The 13794-nt window shown below is 63.6% G+C and carries 11 protein-coding genes; 4 read left to right on the forward strand and 7 right to left on the reverse strand.

Going from position 1 to position 13794, the window contains the following annotated elements; all coding sequences use genetic code 11:
• Positions 1–87: 87 nt before the first annotated feature.
• The 5 genes from BRAS3843_RS02735 to BRAS3843_RS02755 all read right to left on the reverse strand — a co-directional run bounded on the left by BRAS3843_RS02735 (position 88) and on the right by BRAS3843_RS02755 (position 7107).
• Positions 88–2781 (reverse strand): nitrate reductase, encoded by a 2694-nt coding sequence (locus BRAS3843_RS02735; RefSeq protein ID WP_008967175.1) that lies wholly within the window; start codon positions 2779–2781, stop codon positions 88–90.
• A gap of 19 nt (positions 2782–2800) precedes the next feature.
• Positions 2801–4009 carry an FAD-dependent oxidoreductase gene (locus tag BRAS3843_RS02740; protein WP_083841296.1) on the reverse strand — a complete coding sequence of 403 codons (1209 nt, stop codon included), beginning with the start codon at positions 4007–4009 and terminating at the stop codon, positions 2801–2803.
• Positions 4010–4014: 5 nt separating this feature from the next.
• Positions 4015–4440 carry a globin family protein gene (locus BRAS3843_RS02745; RefSeq protein ID WP_008967177.1) on the reverse strand — a complete coding sequence of 142 codons (426 nt, stop codon included), beginning with the start codon at positions 4438–4440 and terminating at the stop codon, positions 4015–4017.
• 82 nt (positions 4441–4522) lie between these two features.
• On the reverse strand, positions 4523–5905 hold the full coding sequence (locus BRAS3843_RS02750) for an MFS transporter (RefSeq protein ID WP_008967178.1): 1383 nt from the start codon (positions 5903–5905) through the stop codon (positions 4523–4525).
• A gap of 284 nt (positions 5906–6189) precedes the next feature.
• Positions 6190–7107: a dioxygenase gene (locus tag BRAS3843_RS02755; protein ID WP_008967179.1), complete on the reverse strand. Its 918-nt coding sequence runs from the start codon at positions 7105–7107 to the stop codon at positions 6190–6192.
• A 147-nt stretch (positions 7108–7254) separates the two neighbouring features.
• On the opposite strand from BRAS3843_RS02755, the gene BRAS3843_RS02760 reads away from it, so the two are divergent.
• The gene (locus tag BRAS3843_RS02760; protein WP_008967180.1) at positions 7255–8529 is read left to right on the forward strand and encodes a serine hydrolase domain-containing protein; all 1275 of its coding nucleotides are present in this window, start codon (positions 7255–7257) and stop codon (positions 8527–8529) included.
• A gap of 261 nt (positions 8530–8790) precedes the next feature.
• Positions 8791–10305, forward strand: coding sequence for a sensor histidine kinase (locus tag BRAS3843_RS02765; protein WP_008967181.1), 1515 nt, complete (start codon positions 8791–8793; stop codon positions 10303–10305).
• A gap of 6 nt (positions 10306–10311) precedes the next feature.
• Here BRAS3843_RS02765 and BRAS3843_RS02770 read toward each other — a convergent pair whose 3' ends face one another.
• Together BRAS3843_RS02770 and BRAS3843_RS02775 are read right to left on the reverse strand one after the other, a co-directional pair.
• Positions 10312–11046, reverse strand: coding sequence for a cytochrome c biogenesis CcdA family protein (locus BRAS3843_RS02770; protein WP_008967182.1), 735 nt, complete (start codon positions 11044–11046; stop codon positions 10312–10314).
• 224 nt (positions 11047–11270) lie between these two features.
• Entirely contained in the window at positions 11271–11543 is a 273-nt protein-coding gene (locus BRAS3843_RS02775; protein WP_244425102.1) for a hypothetical protein, read from the reverse strand.
• Between the two features lie 471 nt (positions 11544–12014).
• Here BRAS3843_RS02775 and BRAS3843_RS02780 point away from each other — a divergent pair, with 471 nt between their 5' ends.
• Positions 12015–13244 carry a LysR family transcriptional regulator gene (locus BRAS3843_RS02780; RefSeq protein WP_008967186.1) on the forward strand — a complete coding sequence of 410 codons (1230 nt, stop codon included), beginning with the start codon at positions 12015–12017 and terminating at the stop codon, positions 13242–13244.
• A complete protein-coding gene (locus BRAS3843_RS02785) occupies positions 13245–13640 on the forward strand; it encodes a helix-turn-helix transcriptional regulator (protein ID WP_085966899.1) in 396 nt (131 codons plus the stop codon).
• Positions 13641–13794: the final 154 nt, after the last annotated feature.

A 13794-nucleotide genomic window follows, 5' to 3' on the forward strand; every position in this document is an offset into this window, starting at 1 on the left:
CAATGTCGAGATTCCGGGTTCGACGCTGGCGCGTCGCCCCGGAATGACGAGCAAGTGGCAACGCGCCCCGGAACGGCGAGCAAGTCTCTAGCCTGTCGCGGCGAGATCGGGCGCTTGCGCCGGTGCCGCCGCGATCAACCGCTTCAGCTCGGGAACACACGAGCCGCAATTGGTGCCGGCCTTCAGCTGCGCGCCGATGGCGGCGGGCGTCCGCGCGCCGGCGGCGATCGCGTCGCAGATCGTATTGCGGCCGACGCCAAAACAGGCGCAGACGATCGGACCGCCGCTGGCGGCACCCTCGGGCGCCCGCCCCGAGAACAGCATGCGACGCTGCTCGTCATCGAGCGCCCCGGCTGCGAACATGTCCTTCACGACATTCCAGTCACCGGCGTCATGTGCGGGGCCGACGAACAAACAGGTCTCGATGCGCGTGCCGGCGAATGATGCCGCGCGATAGACCCCGCCGCCGAAATCCGTGTATTCGGCGAGATCCTCGCTCGTACGCGCCTTCAGCCAGGCCGGCCAGCGCGCGAGGTCGCCATTGTCGGCGAACAGATAGCCGAACCCGCCTGCGACCGTCGCGCGCGCCCACCACAAATTCTGCGGCAGCGAAAGCTCGGTGCGCGACAGCACGAAGCCGCGGAACACATATTCGTAAGGCACGATCGCGGCCGGCGTCGCCTTCATCTCCGGCTGGCCGGAGAACGGATCGGTCGCCGAGCCCACCAGCGCCCCAACGCGCGCGTGCGAGGCGTTGGTCTCGTTCCAATGGATCGGCGCGAACAGCATGCCGCGCTGCTGCCGCTCGCTCACGACGACCTTCAGGATGCCCTGGCCATGGTCGGTGGTGATCCGGGCAAAACCGTCGTGAACCAGGCCATATTTCAGCGCATCGTCCGGGTGCACCTCGACGAACGGCTCCGGCAGATGCGCGCCGAGTCGCGGACTCAAGCCAGTGCGCGTCATCGTGTGCCACTGGTCGCGAATGCGCCCGGTGTTGAGCCGCAACGGCCGCCCCGGCGTGGTTTCGGTGCGCAGCGCCGGCACATCCGGCGCGATGAAGCGGGCCTTACGGTCATTGGTGAAGAAGCCGCCGTCCGCGAAGAAGCGCGCCCAGGGCGGCGTGCCTTCACGCGCCGGCCATTGCACCGGCGCCATGGCGTCATAGTCTTCGTCCGACAACGACCGGAGCGCACCGATATCGAAATCGCGCGCGCCATTGTTCTCGAACGCCGACAGCGCGGCATGCTCGCGGAAAACATCCGCCGCGGAGCTGTAGTTGAAGGCCGCGCCAAAGCCCAGGCGCTTGGCGACCTCGCTCACAATCCACCAGTCCGGCTTGGCCTCGCCCGGAGCCTCCAGGAAGGCGTGCTGGCGCGAGATGCGCCGCTCGGAATTCGTCACCGTGCCGGACTTTTCGCCCCACGCCTGCGCAGGCAACAGGACGTGCACGCCGGCGTTCACGGTGTCGTTGGAGCGCACATTCTCCGAGACCACGAACAGCTCGAGCTTCTTCAGCGCCGCGCGGACCAGGTCTGCATCGGGCAGCGAGACCGCTGGATTGGTGCCGATCACCCACAGCGCCTTGATCTCGCCGCGCGCGATCGCCTCGAACATCTGAACCGCCTTCAGCCCCTCATGGGTGGCGATATCGGGCGCCTTCCAGAACCGCCGGACACGATCGATGTCGGGCGGCGTGAAGCCCATGTGAGCAGCGAGCTGATTGGCGAGGCCGCCGACCTCGCGGCCGCCCATCGCGTTGGGCTGGCCGGTCAAGGAGAACGGCGCCGCACCGGGCTTGCCGATACGACCGGTGGCAAGATGGCAATTGAGGATGGCGTTGACCTTGTCGGTGCCCTGCGCCGACTGGTTGACGCCCTGCGAATACAGCGTGACGACGCGCGGCGTATCGCGGAACAGCTTGAAGAACGCTGCGACGTCGGCTTCCGAGAGGCCCGTGGCCAGGGCGGTGGCCGCGACGCTGCCGGCGATGCTGCGGGCCCGCGCCAGCGCGTCGTCAAATCCGCTGGTGTGGCGTTCGATATAGTCGCGATCGAGCACGCCGTGATCGGCGAGATGCACCAGCAGCCCGGAGAACAGCGCAGTGTCGGTGCCGGGCTTCACACCCAGGAACAGATCGGCTTCGCTCGACGTGTCGGTGCGGCGCGGATCGATCACGACGAATTTGGCACCGCGGCTCTGCTTGTTGGCGAGCATGCGCTGATACAGCACCGGATGACACCAGGCGGCATTCGAGCCGACAAAGACCAGGAGATCGGCGAGCTCGAGATCCTCATAGGTACCCGGCACGGTGTCGGCGCCGAAGGCCCGGCGATGGCCGGCGACCGACGAGGCCATGCAGAGCCGGGAGTTGGTGTCGACATTGGCCGTGCCGATAAACCCCTTCATCAGCTTGTTGGCGACGTAGTAGTCTTCGGTCAACATCTGGCCGGACAGATAGAACGCCACCGCGTCGGCGCCGTCGCGGGCGACGATGTGCTTGAGCCGGTGCGCGACATGGTCCAGCGCATCGCTCCAGGCCACGCGCTCCATCACGCCCTTGCAGCGGATCATCGGATGGAGCAGCCGCCCGTCCTGGGCGAGCGTCTCGCCGAGCGCGGAGCCCTTCGAACAAAGCCGGCCGAGATTGGCCGGATGGGTCGGGTCACCCGCAATGGCCGCCCCGCCCTGGCCGTCAGGCGTGGCGAGCACGCCACAACCGACGCCACAATAAGGACAGGTGGTGCGCACGCTGCGCAGGCTCGGATCGACAACATTCATGGTCGTGCGTGGTCCCTCTTCACGCGGCTTTCGGCCGCGCCCGGCCAAACATCATCTCAGTCCTGATCGGCGCGATCTGTTCGCGCGCGCGGATCAGATCGCGATACCAGAGCGCGTCCTGGGTGTCGCCGATCAGCACCGCGCCGGTGAGGCGTCCCTCGGCGATCACCAGCTTCTTGTAGATGCCGCGCCTGAAATCCTTGAGCACGATCGCTTCGCTGCCGTCGGCGCCGATATAGTCTCCGGCCGAAAACACCGAGACACCGGAGACCTTGAGGTTGGTCGCGACGACGCTGCCCTGATAGCTCGCGGTCGCGCCGGCCAAATGCCGCGCCAGCACGCGCGCCTGCTCATGCGCCGGCTCGACCAGCCCATAGCAGGTGCCGCGATGCTCGGCGCATTCGCCGAGCGCGAAGATGTCCGGCGCGCTGCTCTGCATCTGATCGTCGATCACGATGCCGCGGTTGACGGCAAGGCCCCCTTCCTTGGCCAGCGCAATATTCGGCCTGATGCCGGCGGCAAAGATCACCGCCTCGGCTGCAATGCGACGGCCGTCCGCCAGTTCGACGGCTTCCACCTTGCCATCTCCGTCGATGCGCGCCGTGTTGGCATTGAGCAGCACCTCGATGCCCTTGCGCTCGACCAGGGACTTCAGCAGTGCCGCGGCCGGCGGATCGAGCTGCCGCTCCATCAGCCGATCCATCAGATGCACCAGCGTCACCGGTGCGCCGGCCCGGGCGAGCCCATAGGCCGCTTCCAGCCCGAGCAGTCCGCCCCCGACCACGACGACGCGCTTCTTCTGCGCAGCCAGGGCCAGGAGAATATCCGCATCGCGACTGTCGCGGAATGTATGCACCCCGGCCAGCTCGACGCCCGGCACGTTCAGCCGGATCGGCAGCGAGCCGGTCGCCAGCACCAGCTTGGAGAACGCTATGCTCTCATCGTTCTCGATTTTCAGCTCGCGCCGTCCAACGTCGATCTCGGTGACCCGCGTTCCGTATTTCAAGGTCACGCCGCGCTCGCGCCACCATGACGCGGCCTTCAGCTCGATCTCGTGCGAGCCGACCTCGCCCGCCAGCACCGACGACAACAGCACCCGGTTGTAGGCGAGCCTCGGCTCTTCGCCGATCACGGCGATCGCGTAGCGGCCGAGCGCCGTCTTCGACAACTCCTCGACCAGCCTGGCTGCGGCCATGCCGTTGCCGACGATGACAAGAGGTTCGCTCAACCGCTCTACTCCGCCGCTTCTTTCTTGTCGTAGGCTTCCGCGATCATGTAGCTCGACAGCGTGCCATAGGCCGCGCTCCAGGCTTCGGCGACCTCGGGCGTCCAGGCATCGCCCAAGCCCTTCTCCAGGGTCCAGAGCAGTGCGCCACCGACCACCGGGTAGTGCTCAGCCTTGGCGCCATAACCGACGTGACGTGTGGCCAGCGCGCTCGCCGCCGGCAGGATGGATGGGAGGTTGGTGAGGCCGTTGACGACCACCGCGAGCGTCCCCATCAGCTTCTTGCGCTGCTCGGTGAGATCGTCGGGAAACAGGGCGCGGACCTGCGGCGCCACCTCGAACAGGCGATCGTAGAAGATGATCGCGGCCTGATCGGAAATCGGCGCGACCTTGGCGAAGCTGTCTTGAACCAGTGCAATTTGGGCAGGCGTCATAGGGGCGATCCGTTTGGTTTGAGGGAAAGCCGTTAGTCGGACAAAGCGGATGGTGGTTCGATCCACCATCCGCTTTGCAACGTCAGATCCGGGCCTCGGCGAGGCTCGCTGCGCCCGCCGATTCCGGCGCGCGGCGCAGGTAGAACCACCAGGTCAACCCCAGGCACAGCGCGTAGAAGCAGAGATAGACGATCAGCGCGGTCTGCGGGCCGCCGGTCGCCGCGATCGACTTGCCGAAGCCGCTCGGGATGAAATAGCCCCCGACCGCGCCGATCGCGCCGATGAAGCCGACTGCCGCGCCGCTTTCGATGCTCGCTTTCTTCAGCGCGCCGGCACGTGCCACATCGCCCTGGCCCTTCACCTTGTGCAGATTCTCCTCGCGGAAGATCGAGGGGATCATGCGGTAGGTCGAGCCGTTGCCGATGCCGGTGGTGACGAACAGAACCAGGAACGAACCCAGGAAGCCGGTGAAGTCCTTGACGCCGACGAAATAGAGCACGCCGATCGTTGCGGCCACCATCGCGATGAAATTCCAGAAAGTGATGATGGCGCCGCCGACACGGTCAGCCAACAGGCCGCCCAGTGGACGGGACAGCGAGCCGACCAGCGGGCCCAGGAACGCGATTGCGATGGTGATCGCTGGAAACTGCGTCTTGATGAGCAGCGGAAATGCCGCCGAATAGCCGATGAAGGAGCCGAAGGTGCCGATATAGATGAACGACATGATCCAGGTGTGCTTGCGCTTGACGATCGCAAGCTGGTTCTTGATCGACGCCTTGGCCGAGGTCAGGTTGTTCATGAAGAAGATGGCACCGAACACCGCGATCGCGATCGGCAGCACCCACATCAGGCCGGCATTCTGCAGGTAGACACCGCCGACCGGGCTTGCCTGGTACAGGTTGATGATGCCGAGACCCATCAGGATCGGTGTCAGGAGCTGCACGCTGGACACGCCGATATTGCCGCCGGCTGCGTTCAACCCCAGGGCCCAGCCCTTCATGCGATCGGGATAGAAGAAGGAGATGTTGGTCATCGACGAGGCGAAGTTGCCGCCGCCGAGGCCCGCGGTCGAGGCGACCAGCAGCATCAGCCAGAACGGCGTGTCGGGATGACTGACGAAATAGGCCAACGCCAGGGTCGGAATGAACAGGATCGATGCGGAGAAGATGGTCCAGTTGCGGCCGCCGAACGTGGTGACGGCGAAGGTATAGGGGAAGCGCATCAGCGCCCCGATCAGGCCGGGCACCGCCACCAGTTGGAACAGCTCGTCCGTCGAATAGTGAAAGCCGGCCTGCGGCAGCTTGGTCGTGACGATGGACCAGATCAGCCAGACCGAGAAGCCAATGTGCTCGGCGACGATCGACCAGATCAGGTTGCGCCGGGCGATGGTCTTGCCCGTCGTATTCCAAAACGTCTCGTCCTCGGGATTCCAATCCGAAATCCAGGTCGGGTTCTGTTGGCTCATTCTGCTGTCCTTCAACGATGCGCGCACGCATGGGTGCACGCTCTGGGGAGGCCCCAGGCTGGCGGTTTCAAATGTCAGGTGATGTGAGCTCGGGCGACGGCGTCAGTGGCGTCTGCAAGCTCCTTCATTCAAGCTTCGTGCCAGTCGCCACAAAACAATTTATATAATGATATCAGCTATTTAAACGTGCTCATAAATAGACCAGCAGAATCTGGGCGCTCCTAAATTTTGCGATTCGCCCACCTCCTGTGCAACGCACAAAAAGTGGGCAGATCTCGCCCGCGCTACTCCGCAGCCTCAGCGGCTGTTGCGCCCAGCGGCTTGGGAGCCACTCCGGCACCCGGCTTCATTCGGAAATCATAGGTCATCAGGTGCCAGGGCGTCGTCGCGAGCTTGCCATCCGGCATCACCGGATCGGTGCGCCGCTCGACTTGCGCGATGAGTTCGTCCTTCACGCCGAACACGACGTCGCTGTCGAGATAATCGTCCCCGCTAATGAAGACGTGCGTGACAAGCGGCTCGTGGCCCTTGGCGTCGACCAGGAAATGGACATGCGCCGGCCGCATCGCATGAGGGCGCGTCTGCAGAACCATCGCGCCGACCGGACCATCGGTCGGGATCGGATAGCTGCGGGGCAGGACGGTGCGGAAGAAGAAGCGACCGTCGCTGTCGGTCATAAAGCGCGCCCGCGACGACGGGCCTTCGCTCTGATAGCCCGGCCGCTGCGAATCGTAGAGGCCCTCGTCGTCGGCGTGCCAGACATCCACGGCCGCACCGGCCAGCGGTGCACCGCTGACATCGGTGACGCGGGCCTGCACGAACATCTTCTCGCCTGCGAGCTTTTCGGAAATGTCGGTCCCGTGGGGCATGACCCTGTGTTCGCCGACATAGAACGGGCCGAGCACCGTCGTCTCGGTCGCGCCGGCGCGCTCGCGATGATTGACCGCGTCGACCAGCATGGAGACGCCGAGCACATCGGAGAGCAGGATGAACTCCTGCCGGGTGTCGCTGCATTTCTGCCCGGTGCGGGTCAGGAAGTCGATTGCCGCGGCCCATTCGTCGAAGGTGAGGTCCGTCTTGCGGACGTAATCGTGCAGCGACTTCACTAATTCCTGCAGCAGGAATTTCGTCCGCGGATTGGACGCGTGCTCGAAGCTCGCAACCACGGCCTCGGTCAGCTGGGCTTCGTTGAATTGTGTCATTGGCGGTCCTCCCTTGCGGCGAGGCTACACCAGGCATGTTACTTCTGTAAGCCAGCTCCCTTGGAATTGAAGCCGATTTTCGGTTATCAGGGGCATGTCGTGAAGAGGACAACGCAACCAAACCCGCACGACTGATGGAGACGCCCGATGCTTGCCCCCTCCTCCGCCGCTCCCGAAACCGCCGGCATATCCAAGACCGCGCTCGATCGGATCGATGCGCATCTCAAGAGCCGCTACATCGACACCGGCCGTTTCCCGGGCACCCAGCTGCTGATCTATCGGCGGGGGAAGGTGGTTCACAGAAGTTCGCAAGGCCTGGCCGATGTCGAACGGAAGGTCCCGGTCAAGGACGATACGATCTATCGCATCTACTCCATGACCAAGCCGATCACCTCGGTCGCCTTCATGATGCTGGTCGAGGAAGGCAAGGTCGCGCTCGACGAGCCCGTCGCCAAATACATTCCGGAATGGAAGGATCTCGGCGTGTTCGTCGCCGGCACCGCGCCCGCGTTCATGACCCGGCCACCGGCCCGGCCGATGCTGATCCTCGACCTGCTGCGTCACACCTCAGGGCTCACCTACGGCTTCCAGCAGCGCTCCAATGTCGACGCGGCCTATCGCGAGGCGAAGATTGCCGCCGTCGACATGGTTGGGACCTTGCAATCGATGATCGACAATCTGGCAAAGATCCCGCTGGAATTCTCGCCTGGAGAGGCCTGGAACTACTCGGTTTCCGCCGATGTCGTCGGCTATCTCATCGGCAAGATCGCCGACCGGCCGTTCGAGCAATTTCTCAAGGAGCGCATCTTCGACCCGCTCGGCATGAGCGACACCGATTTCCACGTGCCGGCCGCCAAGGCGCACCGGCTCGCCGCCTGCTATTCGGCCGACGCAGGTGGTGGCATCTCGTTCCATGCCGGAGAACGCAAGGGTGGCTTCGTGCTGCAGGACGATCCGGCCAGCAGCACCTTCCTTTCGCGACCGGATTTCATCTCTGGCGGCGGCGGCCTGTGCTCGACCGTCCCGGACTATCTCACCTTCTGTCGCGCGCTGATCAATGGTGGTGAACTCGACGGCGTCCGCCTCCTGGGCCCGAAGACGCTGAAGCTGATGACCTCGAACCACCTGCCCGGCGGCGTCGATCTGCCCACGATGTCGCGCTCGATGTTCGCTGAGGCGGCCTATAACGGCATCGGCTTTGGCCTGGGCTTCTCGGTGACGATGGACCCGACCAAGACATTGATCCCCGGCACCGCCGGCGAATTTGCCTGGGGCGGAGCGGCGTCGACGGCATTCTGGATCGATCCGGCCGAGGAGCTGATCACGATCTTCATGACCCAGGTGTTGCCGTCGAACGCCTATCCAATCCGGCGTGAGCTTCGCACCATGGTGTATGCCGCGATCAGCGAAAGCAACGTGTAAGAAAGAAGGGGCGATTGTTGCAGCAAAGCCGCGCGCGGAACATCCGCGCGTGGCAGCAAGACGCTTGGCCAATGCCGTTCCTTGCTTCTATGTTGGCCACGATGTGAGCGGCGTCTTTCAACAACATGTGTTGCAAAAGTGACCGCCGCAGCCTGATATCCTGCAGCCTATCAAGAACTGACCAGCGCGACCTCCACGCTCTGCTCTTCCTGCTTCGGCTCGCCGAACGAAGGGGTAAGCGCAAGTATAACGGGACCCCAGTTGCCGAAACTCTCCCTGCCTGTCCGGCTTGCGCTCCTGGTCGCAGGGACCACGCTGCCCTTGATCCTCTTCGCGGGCGGCATCGTCTTTCACAATTACGTGCAGGACCGCAGCGACGCACGCCAGCGCGTGCTGGATACGGTGCGCAGCATTCGTTTGACGCTCGACGCCGAGATGCAAAGGATGACGGGGGGCGTGCAGGTGCTCGCGCTGACGGATGCGCTGACCTCCGGCGATTTCGAGCGCTTCCGCCCGATTGCACTCGGCTTTCTCAACCAATACGGCCGGGATGGCACCATTCTCGTCGCCGACAGCAACGGACGTCAGCTGTTCTCCTCGACAACCACGGACACGGCGAGCCTGCCGCCGCGCAACAACATGGACATCGTCGAGCGGGTCTTCAGGACACGGCAGGTGCAATATTCGAACCTGTTCTTCGGCGCCGTGAAGAAGAGCCAGATCATCACGGTGGAGGTCCCCGTGTTTCGCGACGGCGACATGGTTTACGAGATCGTCTTCAGCCCGCCGATCACAATGTTCCAGATCATCCTGGACAAGCAGCTGCCGAGCGCGGACTGGACGCTGTCATTGCTCGACCGCAACGGCGTCGTCTTCGCCCGCATTCCCAATCCCACCGATTCGATCGGCAAGCGCGCTTCCGATTCCGTCTACGACGCGATGATGCGACAGCAGGAAGCGACCCTCTCGACCGTCTCACTCGACGGCGTGGCGCTGATGTCGAGCTTCACCCATTCCGCCCTCACCGGCTGGATCATCGGCGCCGGCATTGCCGAACACTCGCTGGTCGCGCCACTGTGGCGCAACCTCGCCATCACCAGTCTGATCGGCGGGGTAATGCTTGCGATCGGCCTGGCCTTCGCGGTGCGAATGGCCACAACGATCGCGCGCGGCGAGATGCTGCACGATCTCCTGATCGAGGAGCTCAATCATCGCGTCAAGAACACGCTCGCCATCCTGCAAGCGATCGCCGTGCAGACCTTCCGCAGTGCAAGCCGCACCGAGCGCGAGAAGTTCGAGGGGCGGCTCGGCGCGCTCGCGGAGGCGCACAATCTGCTCAGCAAGGAGAAATGGCAGGGCTCCGAGCTCGACGACGTGATCGCGCGCGTGCTGAAGCCCTATCAGCTGAACAGCCCCGACCGCATCCGGATGTCCGGCCCCGAAGTGCCATTGTCGCCGCGGCTCGCCGTCGTGCTCTCGATGATCGTGCACGAGATCGCGACCAATGCTGCGAAATATGGCGCGCTATCCAATGACGTCGGAACGGTGGATCTCTCCTGGGAGCTGATTGTCGACAAGGATGCGGTCAAGCCGCACGCCAAGCTCAGGATGGTCTGGCGCGAATCCGGTGGGCCCGTGGTGGCAGCGCCGATCCGGCGCGGCTTCGGCTCGAGGCTGATCGAGCGCAGCGCGCGCGACCAGCTCGGCGGCGAAGCCACCGTCGACTTCCTGCCGCGCGGCGTGGTCTACACCATCACCTGCGCGATCGAGCAGTGAGGGCTTTCAGCCGAACCTCTGGAGCGCGGGAAACGTCTCCAGCAGCCAGATGCTGAAGCTCGACACCGCGCCGGTCAGAAAGCCGACGCCGGTTGCGATCATCAGCACGCCCATCGCGCGCTCGACATTGACGAGATGGCCGCGCATCCGCGCAAACAGCGTCGAGAATTGCTCGACCATGAAGGCCGCGATCAGGAAGGGAATTCCGAGCCCCGCAGAATAGACGGCAAGCAGCCCGGCGCCCTTGGCGACGGTGGCCTCCGCCGCGGCGATCGACAGGATTGCCGCCAGGATCGGACCGATGCAGGGGGTCCAGCCGAAGGCAAATGCAAGCCCCATCACATAGGCCCCCCACAACCCGACGGGCTTCGGGATCGTCAGCCGCCCCTCGCGCATCAAGAGGCTGATCCGGGTGAGCCCCAGGAAATGCAAGCCCATCACGATGATGACGATGCCCGCGAGGATCGACAGTTCTTGCGACCAGGCCCGGATCAATTCTCCGATCAGCGAGGCGCTCGCGCCCAGCATCACGAATACGGTCGAGAAACCGAGCACGAACAGCGCTGCCGAGATCATCACGGCGCGCTGCGAGGCCGCGGACGGCTCATCGCTCTCGATATGCTCGATCGTGGCGCCGGTCAGATAGACCAGATAGGGCGGGACCAGCGGCAGCACGCAGGGCGAGAGGAAGCTGACCAGGCCGGCAATGAGCGCAGCCGGAATCGACACGTTTTGAATCATGCAATACCTGCAAAGTCCTCGCCGGAGCACAACGCCAGCAGCCCGCGCTGCGCCGCCTCATGCCGCCAATGCAGGAAATACGCAAGAGATGCGCGGCTGGTTACGCTGACCACCCTCCCCTGTGAACCGGGTTATCAGCCATTTCAACCGGGCGGGGCCGCCAGGGCCCGGTTGCTCCGATCACAAACGCGCCATCAATCGTGTCCAGCGGACACGGTAACCATCTACTTGACGAGCCGCAGCAGCGGACGCCGGCGCTGGCCTGGCTGAAGCTTGGGATCGCGCAACTTGTTCGGATTGTCGGCTTGCACCATTTCGTCGCACAAGCTCTTGAGATCCTCCTCGCTCAGGTCATTGAGCTTCATTCGGAGGTCGAGCACTGCGACCGAAACCAGATGGGCCGTATCCCGATGTCCTGCCACGGCCAGCGCCGCGCGGCATTGCTCGAGGGTGGCAAGCACAGCAAGCAACTGTTCGTCTGAATGAGGCACAGCCATATTCCGTTTCTAGCTGACAACGACGTCCAGGCGGATGGATCCCGCCCCGCCCATGGACCACAGATGCGTCATGTCTTTCCCCCTCTTGTCACCCGCGGCTCCCATAAACCGCCGGGCTCACCACCACATGAGCCCACGTGACAGGCAACTCGATGCGATGCCCACTAAACGCATCTGTCAACCTGGCAAACCGTTCATCATAATAACACGAGGGACCACCGTGTTCGATTACCATTTCGCCGCCGCACGATGAAAAAGCCTCGATTTCGCGTGTTCCCCTCGAGATACCCTTGAGATCTTGCCCATTCGCACTTGCAATCCCACCGCCAACGGTACGTTGATGCGGCCCAGAGCGGCGAGCCGCCCGCTCCGGCATGGAATGTTGATCAATTTCTGGCGCAAAATCCATGGCGCGGAACCAACGATGTCCGTAATTTGGCGGAATCAGTCTAGCAGGCGGAGAAAGCTTGTATGCGCTTTGTGGTGGAACAGGGCGTTCCTCAGGATGAACACCGGACCGATGATCCGGACCAGCCCGCGCTCGACACGCCCGGCCTTGCGGAGACAGCCGCGCCTGGCTTGCTTGCAAGCGAATCCCCCATGGCCGACACCAGCGCGAACACTTCGGCCGCCAGCAAGCCGCCGCTGCGCGGGCCGGCCAGCAGATTTGGATCCACCAAGGCGACGACCGCGAAATCACCACTTGCCAGCCTGACCGATTGGGACGCGGCGCGGATCTTTCTGGAAGTCGCGCGCTCAGGCAGCTTCCGCTCGGCCGCCGAACGGTTGAGTCTCTCGATCAACGCGGTGCGCCGCCGGATTGATGATTTCGAACGGCAGGTCGGCGCCACACTCTTCACCCGGGACGTGCATGGGGCCAGGCTCACTGATGACGGCGCGCTGGTGGTGTCCGCCGTCGAACGGATGGAGGCCGCCTCGTTCGAGCTCTTGCGCGCCGGCGACAGTCTTGCCAACGCAGCCTCCGGCGAGGTGAGGGTCGCAGTGACTGAAGGGCTCGGCACGTTCTGGCTCGCGCCGCGCCTGGTCGAATTTCAACAGACGTTTCCAAACATCCTGATTGATCTCCACTGCGCGATGCGCTCCGCGGACGTGTCGCGGCATGAGGCTGACATCGCCATCCATCTGTCGCGGCCGGCTGCGCTTGATGTCAAACTGGTCAGGCTCGGCCGCATGCACCTGATGCTCTTCGCGAGCCGGAAATACCTGGACATACACGGTTCGCCCAAAACGGTTGACGACATCGGAAAACATCGCTTGGTGATACAGGTGGCGGACGAAGCCGCAGCCAACGAAGCCTTCGCGAGCATGTTTCCCGGCTATGACCAGCGTGACCTGGTGGTGATGAGAACCAATGTCTCGAGTGCAAACTACTGGGCCGTCGCCCACGGTGCCGGAATCGGGGTATTTCCCACCTATGCCTGTGCGCTAGGCGGGAAGATCATACCGCTTGAGGTTGATTTGAGATGGTCATACGATATCTGGCTGACGTATCATGCGACGAGTGGCCGCATCCCTAGGGTGCGCCACATGATCGACTGGCTGGTGGAGGCCTTTAACCCTGGCAAATACCCGTGGTTTAAGGACGAATTCATCCATCCACAGCAACTTAAAACAGTATATATGGGTGAACCCCTGACCCATCTGTTCGGGGGATTTTCAACCGAAGGACGGTATGACTAGATGAACAAATCAGCGGCAAAAAAGATGAAGCAGCGCAGCGCCGGCAAGCCCGACATCGAACTTGGCAAGCGCATCCGGCTGCGGCGCGTCGAACAGAAGATCTCGCAGGCTGAACTCGGCGAGAAGCTCGGCGTCAGCTTCCAGCAGGTCCAGAAGTACGAGAAAGGCGTCAACCGGGTCGGCGCTGCTCGTCTGCAGCAGATTGCCAACGCGCTCGATGTGCCGGTCACCTTCTTCTATGACGGCGACAGCAAGGCGCGTGAGGTCGAGAGCCTGCTGTTTCTCGACAGCGCCTTCAGCCTGCGGTTGCTGCGCGCCTACAGCAAGATCAAGGACCAGACGGTACAGCGTCAGCTGGTGTCCCTGATGGAATCGATCGCGGCAAACGAGGAATAGAAGCGGCCGGATCTGACCTCGTCAGATACGCCACCTCATGCCAGTGAAATATCTTCGCTCGAGGGCGCGACTTGGGGGCGCCAAGCATGATGCTTGCTCGGGCGAGTTCACTGCATTGCTGTCGACAGGATGAGCCATAGCGGCCGGACGCCCC

Origin of the sequence: Bradyrhizobium sp. STM 3843 (genome assembly GCF_000239815.1) — a bacterium.
GTDB lineage: Bacteria > Pseudomonadota > Alphaproteobacteria > Rhizobiales > Xanthobacteraceae > Bradyrhizobium.